Origin of the sequence: Limihaloglobus sulfuriphilus (genome assembly GCF_001999965.1) — a bacterium.
Lineage (GTDB): Bacteria > Planctomycetota > Phycisphaerae > Sedimentisphaerales > Sedimentisphaeraceae > Limihaloglobus > Limihaloglobus sulfuriphilus.
Window position 1 is genome coordinate 674,692 of the sequence record NZ_CP019646.1, and the last position, 19,231, is coordinate 693,922.

At 48.0% G+C, this 19,231-nt stretch carries 12 protein-coding genes; 5 read left to right on the forward strand and 7 right to left on the reverse strand.

Annotated elements, in window-relative coordinates:
* Positions 1 to 52: 52 nt before the first annotated feature.
* From purB to SMSP2_RS02640, 4 genes are all read right to left on the reverse strand, one after another.
* Complete coding sequence (purB, locus tag SMSP2_RS02625) at positions 53 to 1,483, reverse strand: adenylosuccinate lyase (protein WP_146682473.1); 1,431 nt, start codon at positions 1,481 to 1,483, stop codon at positions 53 to 55.
* A gap of 43 nt (positions 1,484 to 1,526) precedes the next feature.
* Positions 1,527 to 2,495, reverse strand: coding sequence for an aldo/keto reductase (locus SMSP2_RS02630; RefSeq protein ID WP_146682474.1), 969 nt, complete (start codon positions 2,493 to 2,495; stop codon positions 1,527 to 1,529).
* Positions 2,496 to 2,712: 217 nt separating this feature from the next.
* Positions 2,713 to 3,189 carry a flavodoxin family protein gene (locus SMSP2_RS02635; RefSeq protein ID WP_146682475.1) on the reverse strand — a complete coding sequence of 159 codons (477 nt, stop codon included), beginning with the start codon at positions 3,187 to 3,189 and terminating at the stop codon, positions 2,713 to 2,715.
* Between the two features lie 26 nt (positions 3,190 to 3,215).
* Positions 3,216 to 4,004: a hypothetical protein gene (locus tag SMSP2_RS02640; RefSeq protein WP_146682476.1), complete on the reverse strand. Its 789-nt coding sequence runs from the start codon at positions 4,002 to 4,004 to the stop codon at positions 3,216 to 3,218.
* Between the two features lie 250 nt (positions 4,005 to 4,254).
* On the opposite strand from SMSP2_RS02640, the gene SMSP2_RS02645 reads away from it, so the two are divergent.
* The 5 genes from SMSP2_RS02645 to SMSP2_RS02665 all read left to right on the forward strand — a co-directional run bounded on the left by SMSP2_RS02645 (position 4,255) and on the right by SMSP2_RS02665 (position 13,382).
* A complete protein-coding gene (locus SMSP2_RS02645; protein WP_146682477.1) occupies positions 4,255 to 4,911 on the forward strand; it encodes a MotA/TolQ/ExbB proton channel family protein in 657 nt (218 codons plus the stop codon).
* A 2-nt stretch (positions 4,912 to 4,913) separates the two neighbouring features.
* Positions 4,914 to 5,402: an ExbD/TolR family protein gene (locus SMSP2_RS02650; protein WP_146682478.1), complete on the forward strand. Its 489-nt coding sequence runs from the start codon at positions 4,914 to 4,916 to the stop codon at positions 5,400 to 5,402.
* An 84-nt stretch (positions 5,403 to 5,486) separates the two neighbouring features.
* Positions 5,487 to 9,809, forward strand: a complete 4,323-nt coding sequence (locus SMSP2_RS02655) for a GLUG motif-containing protein (protein WP_146682479.1) — start codon at positions 5,487 to 5,489, stop codon at positions 9,807 to 9,809.
* Positions 9,810 to 10,024: 215 nt separating this feature from the next.
* Complete coding sequence (locus SMSP2_RS02660; RefSeq protein ID WP_186804813.1) at positions 10,025 to 10,954, forward strand: NAD(P)H-hydrate dehydratase; 930 nt, start codon at positions 10,025 to 10,027, stop codon at positions 10,952 to 10,954.
* Between the two features lie 112 nt (positions 10,955 to 11,066).
* Entirely contained in the window at positions 11,067 to 13,382 is a 2,316-nt protein-coding gene (locus SMSP2_RS02665) for a Tex family protein (RefSeq protein WP_146682481.1), read from the forward strand.
* Between the two features lie 316 nt (positions 13,383 to 13,698).
* Here SMSP2_RS02665 and SMSP2_RS02670 read toward each other — a convergent pair whose 3' ends face one another.
* From SMSP2_RS02670 to pilM, 3 genes are read right to left on the reverse strand one after another with little or no spacing between them, the layout of a single operon-like run.
* Complete coding sequence (locus SMSP2_RS02670) at positions 13,699 to 15,660, reverse strand: hypothetical protein (RefSeq protein ID WP_146682482.1); 1,962 nt, start codon at positions 15,658 to 15,660, stop codon at positions 13,699 to 13,701.
* A 35-nt stretch (positions 15,661 to 15,695) separates the two neighbouring features.
* Complete coding sequence (locus SMSP2_RS02675) at positions 15,696 to 16,907, reverse strand: hypothetical protein (protein WP_146682483.1); 1,212 nt, start codon at positions 16,905 to 16,907, stop codon at positions 15,696 to 15,698.
* A 42-nt stretch (positions 16,908 to 16,949) separates the two neighbouring features.
* Positions 16,950 to 19,217: a pilus assembly protein PilM gene (gene pilM / locus SMSP2_RS02680; RefSeq protein WP_186804814.1), complete on the reverse strand. Its 2,268-nt coding sequence runs from the start codon at positions 19,215 to 19,217 to the stop codon at positions 16,950 to 16,952.
* Positions 19,218 to 19,231 lie beyond the last annotated feature (14 nt).

Sequence of the window (19,231 nt, forward strand, 5' to 3'; positions counted from 1 at the left end):
TCCTTGTCTGGTGTTATATATTGTTTGTGATCGCGGAGGCTTTGGGTTTTTATCAGACCGTCAGCTCTACCTTTTTGTTGAGTTTACCGCTGTATCTGCGCCTTATCGGTATTACAACTTCAGCGACAAACTCGTTAACCTGTTCCGGCGCACGCCCGATATACAAAGACGGTTTCAGCACGCCGTCAAGGTCTATATCCTTAAACGCCGGATTTGCCTTGAGCCTTTCGATGAGGTCGTTGGGCTTTCCGTGCATCTTTACCTGTTCAGCGGCTTCGTGTGAATGAATCCTGATCTCTTCGTGCAGTTTCTGGCGGTCTCCGCCGGCTTTTACGCCTGCCATGAGGATGTTTTCGGTAGCCATAAACGGCAGCTCGGAGTTGATCCTCTGCTGTATCACCTTTGGATAGACAACAAGCCCGTCAACTACGTTGATCAGTATCTCAAGGATTCCATCAACTGCCAAAAACGCCTCCGGAATAACCACGCGGCGGTTTGCCGAATCGTCGAGCGTTCTTTCGAGCCACTGTTCCGCGGCTGTCATCTGCGGGCTTGAAGAGAGACTCATCACAAGCCTGCTAAGGGCGGTTACCCTCTCGCTTCGCATTGGGTTGCGTTTGTACGCCATTGCTGATGAGCCGATCTGATTTTTGGCGAAAGGCTCTTCTATCTCTTTGAGATTTGCCAGCAGACGGATATCGTTGCACATCTTGTGTGCGGACTGGGCGATCCCCGCCAGCGTGTTGATTGTCATTGTGTCGATTTTTCGCTGGTACGTCTGGCCGGTTACAACACAGTTCTTTTTGAAGCCGAACGCCTTTGTGACAAGCTCGTTGAGTCTGACTACCTTGCTGTGGTCGCCGCCGAAGAGCTCGAGAAACGATGCCTGTGTGCCGGTGGTTCCCTTTACGCCGCGGAAGGGCATATTCTCGATTCGGTATTCAAGATCTTCGAGATCCATTGCGAATTCATAGCACCAGAGCGATGCGCGTTTGCCGACGGTGGTCAGCTGTGCGGGCTGGTAGTGCGTAAAGCCAAGTGTCGGCATTTTGCGATATTTCTTGGCAAATTTGCCCAGCAGGTTGATCACCGTTGCCAGCTTAAGAGCTGTTGCCCGCATGGCTTGGCGCATGATTATAAGGTCTGCGTTATCGCCAACATAACAGCTTGTAGCGCCGAGGTGTATTATCGGTGCCGCCTCTGGTGCCGCATCGGCGAATGTATGGACATGTGCCATGACATCATGGCGGAATTTATTCTCATATTCCTGAGCCTTAGCGTAATCTATGTTATCCAGATTCGCCTGCATGGCCTTTATCTGTTTGTCAGTGATTTTAAGTCCGAGTTTTTTCTCGGCTTTTGCCAGCTCAAGCCAGAGCCGCCGCCAGGTGGAAAATTTCGTGTCAGGCCCGAACAGTGCCGACATCTGTGCCGAGGCGTTTCTTTCTACCAGCGGGCTTGTATATAACGTTTGTTTTGCCATTATCTCTCCGCAATCAGGGCACAGGGCCCCGGGCTGTTGATATTTATTCTTCTATGCTGTTTTCAAAGTCTTTAAGTATTGTCTCTATCTGTGAAATATCCGCCTGTGACAGTTCCATGTCCGCGGCGGGTGCGGTTTCTCCGATCTGTCCGGATTTTCTCGCACCGACTATGGCGGAAGTGACTGCCTGGTCACGGATTGCCCATGCTATTGCCAGCTGGGCGAGGCTGATTCCGTTATCCGCGGCAATGGGTTTGAGCCTGCTCAGGCACTTCTGCACATGGCTGAAGTTGGGTTCGCTGAAGAGCGGGTGTTTGCGGCGGTTATCGTCCGGTGCCAGCTGCTCGAGTTTTTCGTACGTGAATTTGCCGGTCAGAAGGCCCCGATCCATCGGGCTGTAAGCTACAATACCAATGCTGCTGTCTCTGCAGTAGGGCAGCAGTGAGGTTTCAATGCCGCGTCTGAACATGCTGTAGGGCGGCTGGAGAGAGGTTACAGGGTGTATTTTTGAGACCATCTCGAGCTGCTCAACGCTGAAGTTGGAAGCGCCTATGTATCGGACTTTGCCTTCTTTAACAAGCTCAGCCATCGCTGCCCATCCTTCTTCGAGCTGTTCTTCGGGCTGTGGCCAGTGCATCTGGTAAAGGTCAATCACTTCGACTTTCAGCCGCCGCAGCGAGTCTTCGCATTCTTTTTTTATGCTCGCCGCGTCCAGGCAGCTTACCTTACGACGCTGCTCATCGCAGAGCAGCCCGCATTTTGTAGCTACAACCGGTTTCCAGCCGAGCTCTTTGAGTGCGCTGCCGACGACTTCTTCTGAATGTCCGCAGCCGTAAACCGCCGCGGTGTCAATCCAGTTTATGCCTTGTTCGCGGGCTTCGCGTATCGCTTCGAATGAATCGCGGTCACTTTGAGGGCCCCAACCGTATTCCCAGGGCCCGCCGATTGCCCAGGTGCCCAGTCCTACGGTTGTCAGCTCTAATTCTGAATTTCCAAGTTTTCTTTTACGCATTTTTATTCTCCTGTTTTGAATAATCACAAAAGTATATTCTAACAGATTGCGCTAAAATATCAACTTTGACAAATTAAATTCAGAATTTCTGTGCGTGCATTTCTGCGTTTATTTGAGAGAATCCGTAAATTCTCTTTGCAGGCCGCGTAAAGCGGGGATTCACCGGCGTTTGCCGCCGCACTGCAGAAGGCAACTAAATGCATGCTGAATATAGGGTTTATGTGAATAGCTGAAGTGTCAGCTTTGCGACCCGTTCTCCGCGGCGTCTGCACTGTTTGAGGGCTCTCTCGTCGGGCCTTCCCAGAGATACCGGTCCGTAGTGGTCGCCCTGCGGGTCTCCCTGAATGATCATGCCGTGAACAAGCAGACAGTCCAGTATGCCGGAAATGGTGGTTTCGTTGCCGCCGCCGGTATTTACCGAGCTGCTGAACGCTGCGCCCACCTTGCCGTCAAGTTTGCCGTGTTTGCTGACCGAGTCATCGATAAGTTTTTTTATCTCTGATGCCATCTGGCCGTAGTATGTGGGCGAGCCAATCACGACAGCTTCGGCCCCAAGGAGATCATCGGGGGTTGTCTCTGCGACCGCTTTGCATTCAGTGTCGAGACCGCCCTGGTTCATAGCTTCTGTGATGGCTTCTGCCATTGCCTTTGTGTTGCCGCTTCTTGAGTAGTATATTACAAGTCCTTTTGCCATGAGTATTCTCCTTATCTGGTTAAGATTTATTCTTTTTCTTTGAGTGGTATTGTTTTTGTGCTGTAGCCTGAAGGTATAACAGGTTTTATACCTGCGGGTTTGTTTTTTTCGGAGTTTATTGACGCTCCACTGAGCTCAATGACAAATTCCTCTCCGTCAGCGCGTGTGCCGGATATCTTTGCAGGATAGCAGTCTTTGAGGTTATATGTCAGTTTGAGCTGTTTGTAGTTTTCAGCGTACTGCGAGCCTTTAACAGGCTTGAACGACATCGAAGCGGTTTTGCCCTCGTCGATATTCTCAAGTGCAACATGAAAGTCGCTGGTCATTGTTTCCATGCTGTCAAGCGCTACCAGCGGTATGTACTGGCTCATAAGCTCAAAAATCCCCATGGGTTTTTCCGGTTTTGCCATCTGCCGGTTTGAGCTGGTTTTGAGGTTGTGATCAATCCTGAGCAGCCACACTCCGTCGAAATAGAACTGCTCATGATGTGCTTCGGGTTCGAGCTCGTCTTCGCGGCGGCTGTTGAATGTGACCAGCAGCCTCGATTCTTCTCTGGTGTTGGCCGCCTTGATGCTGCCCAGGTAGGTTGTGGTTGACTCAAAAAGCCCGTTATCAAAGGTTACCTGGTATTTTATCTTAGCAGAAAGATCTTTTAGTTTTACAGCGTCCTGGTTGATTTTTTTGATAACCGCGGCAGCCTCGGCGGGGATTTGCGGTTTCTCAGTTTTTTCGACAGGGGCCTGTTCATCTGCCGAAAAAGTCAGGCAAGTAACTGCAAACGATAATGTTATAAGAATCTTTTTGTAAATTTGCATTGGCTGAGCCTTTAAAATAATAATTCTATTAAGTCCTTATTCTATAATAAATATAATATAAATCAATACATTTTGTTCAGCCTTGACTTGAGAGGGGGCTTGGATTATAGTTTATTGATTATAATGTAAATAAATTCCGTCAAACATTGTCATAAACGGGCTTCGTTCAAGCACGGCGCCGCCGCGGCTTAAGGCCGGACCAGGGTTTGACTAAGGCCAACAAAGAAACAGTGGGAATATTTGAAATAAGATGAGCATTGCAGCAGCATTTGAGGTGAGTTTTTTTCATCAGTTCGTAACATCCGGCGGGCCGATAGTGTGGATTATACTCCTGCCGCTCTCGGTAGCCTCGATATCGCTGGCGGTTTACTATTTTGTAACGGTAAAACGCCGCAGGCTGGTGCCCGAAGGGATCGGTAAAAAGATTTGCTCAACTTTCAGGATTAACGGCATCGGGCGAGGGCTTGACTTACTTTCGCGGGAGGATGACCTTGTCAGCAGGGCTTCAGTGAGGGTATTCTCGCAGAAACACACGCAGCTCAGTCGGGAGGCATGCCGCAATCTGTACATAGAATCACTCCAGGAAAACGCACTTGAGCTATTCCGGCGGATCGAATGGATCAACATAATCGGCAATATCGCCCCGATGGTAGGGCTATTCGGCACGGTTTTCGGCATGATAAAGGCGTTCAACAAGATTGTCGAGGCGGGCGGCCAGCCCGGGCCCGATGAACTCGCCGGCGGCATATCGGTTGCGCTGGTAACCACCTTCTGGGGCCTGCTGGTGGCGATACCCTCGATAGCCGTGTACGGCGTGTTCCGCAACCGCGTCGAATCACTCGTATCAGAGGCGGCGCTGGAGGTAGAGGAAATAATCGATAATTTTGAGATAGAAGATTTGAATTAGCCATGCCGCTGCCGGAGCTGAAAAACCTCTCACAGCCGTTCGCGGCGATAAACCTCACGCCGATGATCGATGTTGTGTTTCTTCTCATCATATTTTTTATGGTGGTCTGCCAGTTTATTCAGTCGGAAAATTTTGAGATTAGTGTTCCCGAGAATATAGATAAAGCCCGCACGCCGGCAGATATCGATGACCAGGTTGTCACGGTCAGTGTTCAGGCCATGCCCGGCGGCAGGGCAGTTTACGCGGTGGGCTCTGAGGTGATCAGCCCCCAGGATGATATTTTCAGGCTGATAGAGTCGATGACAGACTCGCTCAATCAGTCATTCGACACCGAAACCCCCGGAAAGCGTATCGTAAATATGCGTATGAGCAAGGATTTAACGTTCGCCGAGTACAAAGCGGCGCTGGCGGCAGTAGCCAGCAGCAAAGCCGGCGACATTCAGCTTGCGGTGTTAAAAGATCAAAAGAAAATTCCGGAGATACCCGAATAGCGCGTTTTTCGCCTTGACGAGAGGTCTGATATGGGTATTCTGTGTATATACAACTAAAATAAACACTTATTATTGGGGGTTACTATGAGACATGCAGCTCTTGTCAACTTTGCGGCTTTTTTGTCGTTATTTCTTTTCAACTCCAACCTTTTCGCCTTCGCCGGCGGCGACGGCACAACGGATAATCCTTACCAGATATCAACGCAGGCTGACCTTGAGGCAGTAAATGATGATTTGGAAGCGAGTTATCTCCTCGTTAATGATATTGATTTGTCGGGTACTATTTATAATCACTCAGTTATTGGACGTTTAAATTATATCTTCAAGGGCAATTTTGACGGCAATGGCCATGTGATAAGTAATCTTTTAATAAATACTTCCGAGTCTTCTACTGGGGCCACAGGTTTCTTTAGAGGAATTAAGGGTTATGATACAGAGGTTAAGAATCTCGGTTTAAATAATATAACTATTTTAAGTAACAGCTATTCCTATGCCGGTGGTTTTGCAGGGTTTGTCACGTTTAGTACCGTATCAAACTGCTATGTAACAGGATCATTCAAAGATGCAAGGCTTTTAGGCGGTTTTTGTGGTCAAGCCAATTCTTCTCTTATTTCAAATTGTTATGTAAACGGGTTTGTTGAAGGTAATCCGTCTTCAGGTGACGTTTTAGGATTTGGTGGTTTTTGCGGCTGGAATGACTCTAGTATTATAGAAAATTGTTATTTTTCCGGTTCGGTAAAAAATCTTATCAATATATACGATTTTGGTGGTTTTTGTGGTAAGAACAAATCTGGGTCATTTAAAAATTGTTACTTTGATAATTTATCTGGTCCGCAAAATGGCTATGCAACTTCCCTTGGTATTCTGCAGATGCAAGAGTCTGAGAGTTTTGAAGGATTTGATTTTGCTGGAGTACCGGAAGATGGAAACGCAGACTATTGGGAGATTGAAGAGGGGTACCTGCCCAAACTCAGCTGGCAAAAAGATGCCGGACCGTTACCAGGTGATTTACCGCTGACTACACTCTCTGGTACTGGCGGCACAGATGATCCATTTCTTATAAATAATTATGAAGATTTTGATGAATTCTGTAATAATGGTAATCTTGAATATGGTTGTTATTCTCTGACTGTAGATATTGATCTTGCAGGTAAGTCATTCAGTCGATCGCCAATTGACAGGGTGTTCTGGGGGACATTTGATGGCAATGGCAATATAATTAGCAATATGAGTATTGATGCAGGCGGTGAAGATGTTAATTATCTGGCCCTGTTCAGATATATTGCATTTGGTCGTATACACGAGCTTGGGATAGAAAATGTCAATATTAGCGGGGGTGAGAGATCATCTTATAATAGTGCGATAAGTGGTTATAATTATTGCGGAAGTATCTCAAGTTGTTACTCTTCGGGCGAGATCGTTTTGGGTGGAAATGCCAGTTATATTGGTGGGATAAGTGGATATAATCGTGGGGGGCTTATATCTGATTGCTATTTCAATGGTATTATCGTTGGCGGTGAATTCGCTAAACGACTTGGTGGAATTTGCGGTTATAATGATTCGGTTATTCAGAACTGCTATTTTTTAGGATCACTCACAGCCGGCTATGGTTCAGTTGATACTGGGGCTATATGCGGCTATAACTGGAGTGATAATGTAAAAGATTGTTATTATCATGTTTTTGCCGGATTTGGGTATGATTGTGGTACACCGCTAATTGGATTGCAGATGCAGGATCGTAGCAGTTATGATGGGTTTGATTTTGCTGCTGTTGTGTATGATGGTCATGAAGAGATATGGGATACCGTTGAAGGCCATTGCCCAAAACTTGTCTGGCAGAGTGGTAATGGGCCGGTAGCTCCATCAGATCCACAGACTTCGCTCACGGGAAGCGGGGCGAAAGATGATCCGTTTATTATTGCCGATTACGTTGATCTTATGGAGTTTGCAGAGAATGAACAGCTTATTGGCGGATATTATCTCCTTGTCAGCGATATTGATCTTGGAGGGATAGTATTTGATGATTCAGTCATTGACAGGTATTTTGCCGGTCAGTTCGATGGTGCATTTCATGATATTAAGAACATGAATGTCAAGACGGCAGATGATACCGTTGCCGCAGGTTTTTTTGCCGGGAACAATGGTCGTATCCAAAGGCTTGGTGTTGTTGATTATATGATAGATGCTTCAGGGATCAGAAGTTCTAAAGACTCCGTTGGTGGACTTGCAGCCTGCAACAGTGGAGTTGTGCGTGAATGTTTTACAGATGGCAGCATCATCAATACTTTTGGAAGTACAGGGGGGCTGTGTGGTTCTAATTTTGGTGAGATCGGATATTCGTATTCTGAAAGTATTATAGAGGGTAAGGCAGATATAGGGTGTTTTGTTGGAGTTGACGGAGGTTTTATACATGATTGCTACTCTGGCGGTTCTATAACTTTAGATAGTTTGTATCCGAACTCTTATAATGTAGGCGGTTTTTGTGGAAATAAAAGGGGTGGTAATTTTATAAGAGATTGTTATTCAACCGCTGCCGTAATTAATTTTGATAAACCATCTTATGTTGGGTTTATTGGTGATGATGATTGGGTCTTTGATTCTTTCTGGGACGTTGAGACTTCCGGTGTTGGTGAGGCAGGGGATATATATGGTGGTTTAATCGGTCTTTCAACTGAGCAGATGCAGACACAGAGCAGCTTTGAACCTGCATTTGAATTCGCAGATTTTAATACCGGTAAGATTGGCTGGTACATGCCCGAGGATAGTTATCCGCTTCTGTACTGGCAGAATTCTGAAGCCTCATTGATGCCGGATGTATCTGGGATTAATATTGACGATGCTCAAGTTGTTTTGCAAGGAACTGGTTTTATAATTGGGGAAGTGAAATACGTGGACAGCATGACAGTTCCAGTTGATGCAGTTGCAGGTATATCTGTCATAATGGGCGGGTACGTAGACAGGGCAGTGCCAATAGACCTTTTTGTTTCAACAGGTATTACAGGAAAAGGTACAGAGACAGAGCCGTTTGCTGTTGCCTGCAGGGCTGATCTGGATATGGTCAATAGAGATTTAACAGCAAATTATATTCAGACTGCTGATATTATTATAGAGAATGGTTTCATATATAGGCATACAGTAATTGCTATATGTGAAGATGAGGAAGATGTTGGGTTTTCAGGAAAATATGACGGCAGAGACTGTGTAATTTATAACCTCATTATCAACGGTGATAAATTTGCCGGTTTATTTGGTAAGGTTGATGTTGGTGGGTATGTTTGCAATCTCAATCTTACAAATGCATCGATTGATAATTTGAATGTCAGTTCCAGTCGTGATGTCTGTGGCAGTATTGTGGGATTGAATTATGGGAGTATTGTCGATTGTTCTTTTGATGGTTTAATGCCCGGTTCTTTTAATTGCGGAGGTATATGCGGTACCAATTATGGACTTATTTTGTCCTGTCACGCACGTGGAATTATTTCGTCACGTTATTCAACCGGTGGTGTGTGTGCTCAAAATGCAGGAACCATACTTACGAGTTCTGCAGAATGTGAGGTTCATGGTGAGGAAGAAGTTGGCGGCTTCTGTGGATATAATGCTGGTGATATTGATAGTTGTTGTTCAAATAGTAAGGTAAAGGCACAACGGGGAAGCGGTGGCGGTTTTTGTGGAAGGAATCAAGGTAATATCACCAACAGTTATTCTCTGGGGGCCGTTGAAGGAGAAAGTACTATTGGAGGTTTCTGCGGGGAAAATGATGGATATATTAGCCAGAGTTATTCCGCAACTTCAGCACCAGGTGAAGATGATAGTGACATGGGTGGTTTTACAGGCTCTGGTCATGAAGTTATGTCATGTTTTTGGGATATCGAAGTTTCAGGGATTGAGACCAGTGATAGTGGTGATGGTAAGACAACCGCCCAGATGCAGAATACAGGAACATTCCTTGATGCCGGGTGGGACTATGTTGGCGAATCGGGTAACGGGGAGTTTGATGTGTGGTATCAGCGGGCGGGTGATTACCCCCGATTGCACTGGCAGGCGCGGGGCGGCGATTTGAATTGTGACGGCTTCTTAAACGATGATGATTACTCGCTTTTCCTCCGCGACTGGGGAGTTTCCTCTACGGCGACCTTCCGCAGTTACAGCGATTTGAATTATGACGGCGTATCCGATAATCAGGATCTGGCTATCCTGTCGCGGAGCTGGACGCAGTGGAGCACGCCGCTGTCGGATATCAACGGCGATGGAATCATAGATATTGAGGATTTCTGGCTGTTGACGGACAACTGGCTTGCTGTTTTCAGCGGCGGGGAAGCGTTAGCCGCCGACATAAACGGTGACGGGTTTGTTGATATGGCAGATCTGGGTATGTTCGCCAATGCCTGGCGCGATATGATTGAATAGCATATCCCAAAACAGTGTTTAAGTTAAATTTGATGGAAAAATTTGACAATCAACCACTGAGTGGTTATTTTTCAACCATTTAATGGTGGAATGTCACGCCTGAAATTTGTGGGTGTGTACTTGTTTTGAGTTACTTTTTTGTAAATCATAAACGTTACACATGATCTATGAGGCTTTCTCATAAAAATGGTGAATTATATTTCGGGGGCTGTATAATGAGCCTTATGATTCAGGTAGAGAACATACAAAAGCTGCCGGCAAGGGCTGATGAGGCTTATAAGAATCAGTTCGGCAGGGTGCTGATTGTCGGCGGCAGTGTCGGCATGAGCGGCGCGGCGGTGCTTGCCGGCAGGGCAGCGCTTCGCAGCGGTGCGGGGCTGGTGAATCTGGCGGTTCCCGAAAGGGTTTATATCCCGGTAGCGGCGTCTGAGCCGTGTTATATGGTATCGCCCATGAGCTCAACTCCCGATGGTAAATTTGACAGGTCTTCTCTGGCTGAAATAGTATCTATGGCCCGAAAGGCCGACGTAACGGCCCTGGGCCCGGGCATAGGCGTAAGCGATGATGTGCGAGTTGTTGTTGCTAACTTGATAGCTGAAAAGGGTTTAAGGTTGCTTCTGGACGCGGACGGGCTCAACTGCCTCTGCCGCATATATAACTGGCATAAGCTGCTTAAATGCGAGCTTATACTAACGCCGCACCCCGGCGAAATGAAACGGCTGTGGAAAAGCCAGTTCCGCGAGGCCATGCCCGACGACAGGCTTGAGACGGTTTCAAAATTCGTATCGCATGTAAACACTACAGACATGGGTACCTGTTCTGTGCACGAATTTCCAGAACATGCAAACTCTGTGCTTGTACTCAAAGGACATAAAACGATAGTCGCCGGCCGCGAGAAATATTTCATTAACAACACCGGCAATCCGGGCATGTCAACAGGCGGCTCGGGTGATGTCCTTACCGGAATGACCGCGGCACTGTGGGCGCAGTTCTCGCAGGCCGGCAGCAAAGACGCGGCATTCAACGCGGCGGCACTGGCAGTAAACCTGCACGGCAAAGCCGGCGACCTTGCGGCGGAAAATATGGGCCAGGTGTCTATGACGCCGGTAGATATGATAAATCACCTGTCGGAGGTTTTTAAATAAATCCGCACTTTACCCGGCATTCTTAATCTGAATTTACTTGCAATAATCCCGCCGGTATGTATATTAACCCTAAATTGATAAAACGATGTAAAATTAGTGTTTAAGGTAATATATGATAGCAAAATATGTTGAGCTGATTTCAGGTGAACTCAATATCAGCAGCCGCGGCACAGAAGCGGTTATAGCACTCCTGGCGGACGGGGCTACTGTTCCGTTTATCTCCCGATACCGTAAAGAAGCCACCGGCAGCCTTGATGAGGTGCAGGTTACGGGGATTCGTGACCGGTTAGAGCAGCTTGTTGAGATGGACAAGCGGCGTGAGACGATTCTGAAAACCATCGACGAGCAGGGCAAGCTCACTCCAGAGCTGAAGGCGAATATCCAGGCGGCTATGACAATGACTGCCCTTGAGGACATCTACCTTCCATATAAGCCCAAACGCCGGACACGTGCCACTATCGCCAAGGAAAAGGGCCTCGAGCCGCTGGCGAAGATGATATTCGAGCAGGGCGATTTCAACGTCCATCTGGAAGCGGGCAAATATATAAACGCCGAAAAGGAAGTGGCCAACACGGACGAAGCTCTCGGCGGCGCACGCGATATTATTGCAGAATGGATATCAGAAGATGCCCCCGCCCGTGAGAAGATCAGGGAGCTCTACCGTAAGGAAGGCATGTTCCATACCAAGGTGCTCAAGGACAAGGAAGAGGAGGGTGCCAAGTTCAAGGATTACTTCGAATGGAATGAGCCGGTCAAGTCCGCTCCTTCGCACAGAGTGCTTGCGATGCGCCGCGGAGCCGCGGAGAAAATCCTCAGTTTCAAGATAGATGTTCCCGAAGAGCCTGCAATATCGATACTTAACGGGATGTTCCTCAAAGCCGCCAATGAGGCCTCCCTCCAGGTTACACTGGCGATTGAGGATTGTTTTAAACGTCTTTTATCATTGTCGATTGAGACAGAAATCCGCCTTGAAACCAAGGAAAAGGCCGATGACGAGGCGATTCGGGTATTCGCGGAAAATCTGCGTGAGCTTCTGCTGACTCCGCCGATGGGGCAGAAGACGACACTTGCACTTGATCCGGGTTTCAGGACAGGATGCAAGCTGGTTGTTCTTGACGAACAGGGTAAACTGCTTTTTAATGACACGGTTTATCCGCATACATCCCAGCACAAGGCCGTAGAGGATGGCGAAAAAATACGAAAACTCTGCGATCATTTTGGTGTAAAGGCTGTCGCTATCGGTAACGGCACTGCCGGCAGAGAAACGGAAAAATACATCCGCTCACTGGGCCTGTCCGGCGATATTTCTGTTGTGATGGTAAATGAAAGCGGGGCAAGTATTTATTCCGCTTCCGAAGCCGCCAGGGAAGAATTTCCAGATCATGACCTTACCGTACGCGGGGCGGTCTCAATAGGACGGCGGCTAATGGACCCGCTCGCCGAGCTGGTTAAGATAGACCCCAAATCAATCGGTGTTGGCCAGTATCAGCACGATGTTGACCAGAAAAAGCTAAAAGCCAGTCTCGATGATGTTGTTATAAGCTGTGTAAACAGTGTGGGTGTAGAGCTCAATACCGCCAGCAAACAGCTATTGACTTATGTTTCAGGTGTAGGCCCGAGCCTCGCCGCGAAAATCCTCGAGCACCGTAACACGTCGGGCAAGTTCTCCGAACGTGAAGAGCTTATGAATGTATCCGGTCTTGGAGCAAAGGCTTATGAGCAGTGTGCCGGCTTTTTACGGATACAGGGCGGTATCAATCCGCTTGATGCCAGTGCCGTGCATCCGGAGTCTTATGGAATCGTGCATCAGATGGCAATAGACCTTTCATGCAGTGTAACTGATCTGATGAAAGACAGTAAGCTGCGGGAAAGTATAGACTTAAAGAAGTATGTAACCGATAAGGTTGGTATGCCGACTCTGACGGATATCAAGGCGGAGCTGAGCAAGCCCGGCCGCGACCCGCGTAGGGAGTTTAAGACTTTCAACTTTAAGGAAGGCATAAACGAGGTAACGGATCTTGAGGTTGGAATGAAGCTGCCCGGAATTGTGACCAATGTTACGAACTTCGGGGCGTTTGTCGATATCGGCGTCCATCAGGATGGCCTTGTTCATATCAGCCAGATATCTGACAGTTTCGTAAGCAACCCGGCAGAAGTGCTCAAAGTCCAACAGCAGGTTGAGGTTACGGTAACTGAAATTGATATTCCCCGCAAACGCATATCCCTGAGTATGCGGAAAGACGCCGACAAAACAGAAACCAAGGGCAAAATAACAAATACCGCAGGGGATAAGAATTCGCATCGCGGAACGCCAAAAAACAGAAAATCATCAGGGAACCGCCGCGGCGGTAATGACAGGCCAAGAGAGAACAAAAAAGGCGGTCAGGGTACTTTTGGTGAGTCACTTGGATTGCAGTTAAAGTTTTAGCTTCTTGAGGTTTAGCTGAAATACTCATTCTCTTGAGCTATGAAATCCGATGTCCTTATAAAGAGTTGAGGGCCACGAAATGTCTTTTCTTTACATCACGCGGCCCTTAATCAACCTTTATACTGTAGTCACTCAATGTTAGCATAATTCAGCCACGCAGTCCAGATAAAATAGCAAAAAAAATATAAGTCGTTTTTTTGTAAAACTTTATATTGTGCTATTATTTGGTGTTTTATGATTTTTAAGCATTTTTAAATTAAAAAAGGCCCCGCCGGTTAAAGCAGGGCCTTTTGTGTATATTCGTGTTAAAAAAGGGTTAGAACATACCCGGCATTCCCATGCCCGGCATACCCATATCACCGGGCATACCCATATCTCCCGGCATTCCACCCGGCATTCCGCCTGGGGCGGCACCCGGAGTTCTGAAATCGCGTCCTGCTCCGGACCTGTTTTTGATAATCGTTACCGGTTCGCGTACACCCTGTTTAACAGATTTGTAGGCAGAGCTGAGATCTTCGCTCCAGTTTCTCTCGCCTACAGGCACCCGCTGCTCGGTTCCATCCTCAAACTCGAATACTGCTATAAGGGCATTTGCTTCCCTTTCTCTGCCGCCGACTTTGATGGTTATAGTTCCTTTAACGAGCTCTTTGAGCGTTGCACCAACACGGTAGTCAATCTCAACCGTTTCTGGTGCGTCGCCTCTTCTGGTTCTGCTGGTAGATCTGCTGGTTCGGCTGTCCTGTTCGTCAGCCTGAACTTCTTCAATGACCAGGTCTCCGACTATACTGCCTACCGGTGTGTCAAACTGACGCATTTTCCAGTTGCCTTCAATGAATTTGGCAACCTCTACCATTACGCCGTCGCCGGCATTGTTGCGGTCAGTGGGGAAGAGGTACTGCATTTTAATTGTTTCAACGGCTTTACTCGGCTCTGTATAATCGCTCCAGAGAATCACCTGGTCTTTGTATTGCTCGTATCCTTCTTTGGCCCAGTCTTTGCCGGCAATCGGGTTGAAGAAACCGATTTTCATTCTATATCGGTATGTCTTTCCGGGTTCGATTTTATCGTCAAATGTCCAGATTATTTCTTCTTCTGTAAGTTCAGAAAAGTTTTGTACCGAATCCATCCGGATGTAACTGTATTCTTCGGGGATGTTTCTTTCTTCACGCTGGGGACGTTCTTCATCTCTGTCGCGTGATCTGTCTCTGCGGTCTCGTGTTGTTGTGCTTGGGCCGCCCATATCCATACCGGGCATTCCCATGCCGCCCATACCGCCCATACCTCCTGCACCGCCGCCGACTGCGGGGGTTGTTCTGGTAGTTGGCCGTTCACGGGTAGGCCGCTCACGGGTTCTTTGATCCTGTGCCTGTTCACGTTCTTCACGCAGCCTCTGAGCTTCGGCGGCTTTGACCTGTCTTTGGTATTCCTCGTAAAGCTCTGGCGGATACCAGGTAATGTCTGTCTGGGCGATATCGTAGGTACTGGGCTGAAGTATGTTTAGCCATATATCCTTGTTTTCAAACTTGAGCATCTTTATCTCAAGCTCTTCGTCAAGCTGATCTACAGTTTCCGGCATGTTAAGCATAGAAGCCACGGGGTCTGTCTCAGGCCGTTCCATCGGCTGCCACTGGCTCCACTGATCCGGTCCAGTAAGTTCCTGTCGCTCAAGGCGAACATCTGCTACAACCGGCCTGGCGAGATTAGGGTCACGCAGATCGATAGGCACGTCTGTACCGCTGAAAGTTTCGCGGAAATTGTCACGAAGCTGTTTAAAATCAAACTGAGCCTGCACGCTGACCAGGTCGATACTGTCAAGTTTCGTCTGTGCAGATTCGTAGGGTACTTCAAGAGTAACTTCTTCAACGGGGACAAAGGCCGCAGTACGAATATGTGAAACTTCAATCTTTGCCAGGCTTCCAATAGAAGGTATTGCGTATTCGCGGTCTTCTTCGTCGCTTTCAAGCCGTCCGGGAAGTTCGATCCAGTCATCAATAACTCCTCCAAGGGGGTCGGCGATGAGTTGGGAGAACTGTTCATATTTTTCTTCATATGGACCTTTAGGTTCAGCCGGGTCGTCGAGACGTTCTTCAAGCCTTTGGGCCTGATCGTTTATTTCCCGATCGAGCTCACCGGGGCCGTATGTGCTTCCATCGAACTCAACAGCGTTAGGGCTCTTTAGGACATATAAGTAGAGAAGTGCCGCGGAGATCAACGCGGCAACGCCGATGATTATAAAGTGGATGTTCTTTTCTATTATGTTTTGCCTGATTCTGCTCATTTATATTATCCTTGTGGATGTTTGCAAATTATGATTTAGTCTTCCTCTTGTAACTCAGCAGTAATAGCTTCCGGTATTATTTCCGCATAGGCTTCCTTGCGAAGTACATATTCACATACACCGCTCCACTGCACCACGGCACTGGCACCGTATCTGTAATTTTTATGTACAGGCGACTCACGGTCAACCGGTTCGATTTTAGAATTGAGTATCGTTATCTGGTTATGCATTCCGTTTACAGGTTCAGATTTTCCGTCCCAGCCCCTGAATACATGTTCCTTGGCACTGCAGAGCTCACGCATGAAGTCCGGCACTTTGTCAACTTCCACTATAACCGAAATTGAGAAATGGAACACATCGCGTTCTTCGTCTCCAACCCTTCCCGTCCAGCTGTCCTCTACAAGAATCGGAGGCCTTTGGTCTGTTATCATATAAGGGACATCTTTTTGGGCTGTGGCCTTTGATTTATCCATTGTTTGCAGGTTTATCGCAGAAAGTGAACGGAAGCTCACCCTGCCGAGCCTTTTCACCGGCGATGCAAGGAGAGAATTGTGGTCACCTTTGAGCGTTATTATCGTATCCATTACATCTTGATAAACCCAGAAAGCTATTTGTGAATACCAGCAGTCGTATATTGCGGAGGCTCTTCCGGAGTACTGGTACTGGCTCCAGTAGTTGTACCAGTCAAACACCTGTGGGCGTGCGTAAAGCCCGATTGACCTTGCGCGTGCTTTGCATCTGGCATCGATGATCTTCTGTGTATTTTCATCGACATTCCTCATGTTTCGCGTGTTAGCGGCTCCTGCCAAATCCGCCTGGAGTTCGTTTTCAGAAGGTGCGTCTCCGGCATTGACCTCATTGAACATTTCCGTTACCGCTTCGATATATTTTTTCGCGTAGTTGTCGAAGATGTATCTGGATCTGTCTGTAGGTTCAGGGAAAATATTGTAAGCGATCAGCTCACGCTGCGTTGTCAGATGCACAAGCTGCTGTACCCTTTCGGCGTCTGTCTTATGTTTCTGCTGGTAAGCCAGTTCTGCTTCCGCTTCTTCAGCCGAGGGTGCGTTTCGCAAAAACCTGCTGACGGCCTCACCGGTATTAAGGCTCGATGCGACAGATTCCTGCACTCCGGAATTGATGCCTTTTGTAACAAAAAAGACAATAACCGCGGCCAGCAGAAGACCTACAGGCAATGCTAATGAAGAATAGTGTTTAATAAAGTCTTTTATAATTCTGAGATATTTCATTTGAGTTAGCCTCTGTTATGATATTTGCTGCGTTTTCACTTTTTAATCTTCTTCCTCGGATCCTTCATTAAGGGCGTCATTCCAGAGGAATTTTGCTTTGATCCTGAACCAGTGGTCGCGGACGATGAATTTTTCTTCGCCGTTATTGTCAAACCGGATCTCACCGTTAGGGCCCAGGTCGTAAGTTTTGCTGATCTCTTCACCCGTCATCGGGTCAACAAGCACCTCTTCAGCGAATACCTGATTTCGGCTTTTGTGTGTACCGGTTCTTCGTGAAGATTTTTCATCTTCAGCCGTTTCTACACGTGTTACAACCTTTTTTTCGCCGATACCCGCGGGCATATTTTTGTCCTCGAGGTCAACCACGCCGGTTTCATAGCTGAAGTGTGAAACACTTTCCTTGCGAAATATTTCAAGTCCGGTTTCTTCGTACAGCTGGTCGATATTAACCAGCCGTGTGATAAAGCCCCATTTAGACTTGTCGTCTCCGACGCCCAGGGGGTCCATCAGCTCGGCAATGTTTTCGTAAGGTGTGTATCCCTCGATCACGACCACAAATCCAGGGCCGTCATCCTGGTCGAATTCATCTTCTACGCCGCCGCCTTCATATCCGGGCATTCCAAATCCGCCCATGTCGCCGCCGGGCATCCCCATTCCAGGCATCCCCATCCCGGGCATACCCATTCCGGGCATCCCCATATCCATGCCCATACCCATGCCGCCGGCACCGCCGCCGGTAGATACGTCACGTACCTGCGTCTCTGCAAAAGAGGCGCTGGCAAGGCTCTGGGCATATCTGACATCAAAGGAGGTTACAAAGAACTGTTTCCGCTGGTCTCGCGGAATTTCAGTTACCGCGGCTACGTCGCCTTGTTCAAAACTTTCATAAAGCTGAGCCTGCTCAGGGTTGTTCTGGGGATTTGGCATACATGCCACAATGATATCCATAACCCGCAGGATAGCGGTGCGGTCTTCAAATACCTTGAGCTGCTCTTCAATCAGCCGTGAGTATTCATCCTGCATACTTTGAGCCTCACTTAATTTTGAACTTGCTTCGTTGGCCTGGTTCTGTACGGTTTTTATTTCCCGCCGGATGTCCTCATTCATTGCGTAGGCGGCTTTGTCTTTTAATGCTCTGCCAAGGCAAAGCAGTGTAGCCACCAGGAGTATAGAAGCGGCGATTGTGATGAATTTTGATTTCTGCTGCCATGCCATAGACCTGGCCATTCTTCGCGGCAGAAGGTTGCTCTGAATCGTTGATAAATCCAGTCCTTGTACCGCCAGTCCGTAAACCACGCCCAAATCGGGCACTGCCTCGTTGAGTTTGGGCAGGGATATATCCGCCGCGGGTTTTGCCCTGCGGAATGTATCGGGCCGTATTACCGACATGCCCAGGCTTTGCTGTAGATATCTGGTCAGGCCCTGGAGTTTCATGCCGCCGCCCATGCATATCATGCCGGCGTATTCAACATTGTTGCTGCCGCTGTAATAGCTTATTGACCGCTGGATTTCCTCGCCAAGACGGGCAAAAACAGGCTTCATTGCCTGGAAAAGCTGGCGTGAGTGTTTGCTGACGGGGGCGTTTTTCTTGAGTTTTTCCGCTTTTTCAAAACTTACGTTAAAGGTGTCCTCGATGGCCTCGGTAAAATCATTGCCGCCCATCTGGAAAGACCTCTGCCAGACACGGTTGGCCGAGCAGATTACAAGGTGAGTATTGTTTGTGCCAATATCAAGCAGTACCGTAGCCTTGCGGTCGCTGCCGCCAAAACCGTTAAACTCGTAGTGAGCATAGTTGTATAGGGCCATCGGGGATGTCTGTACGCAGGTAACATTCATGTTGAGCTCTGCGTATTTCTTAAGTATGGAGACGATAATCTCGTTTTTAATCGCGAAGATTCCAACGCTGGTTTCCGGCTCGTCGGTCTCGGGCATGAGCTGGTAGTCCCATTCAACCTCGTTGATGTCAAAGGGAATCTGCTGGACAGCCTCGAACTGGACTACCTTTGGCAGGGTCTTGGCCTCTACGGGGGGAAGTTTGATGAACCTCACAAAACTTGCCTGGCCGGCAACACCAAGCGAGACATCAGTATTACCTACCTCGTGGGTGTCGGTAAATTTCTTGAGGGACTCGGCCATCAGTGTACTGGCCTCTTCTTCGGTAACCCCTTCGCCGCTAAGTATTTTTGAATGTTCTATAATGTCGAAATCGACGACCTCGAGGTTGCCGTCATCTCCGACCTGAAGTTTCAGGGCTTTAAGTGTAGCACTGCCAAGGTCGATTGCCCAGACAGCTTGAGCTTTTGAAGCCATATCATATCTCCGGT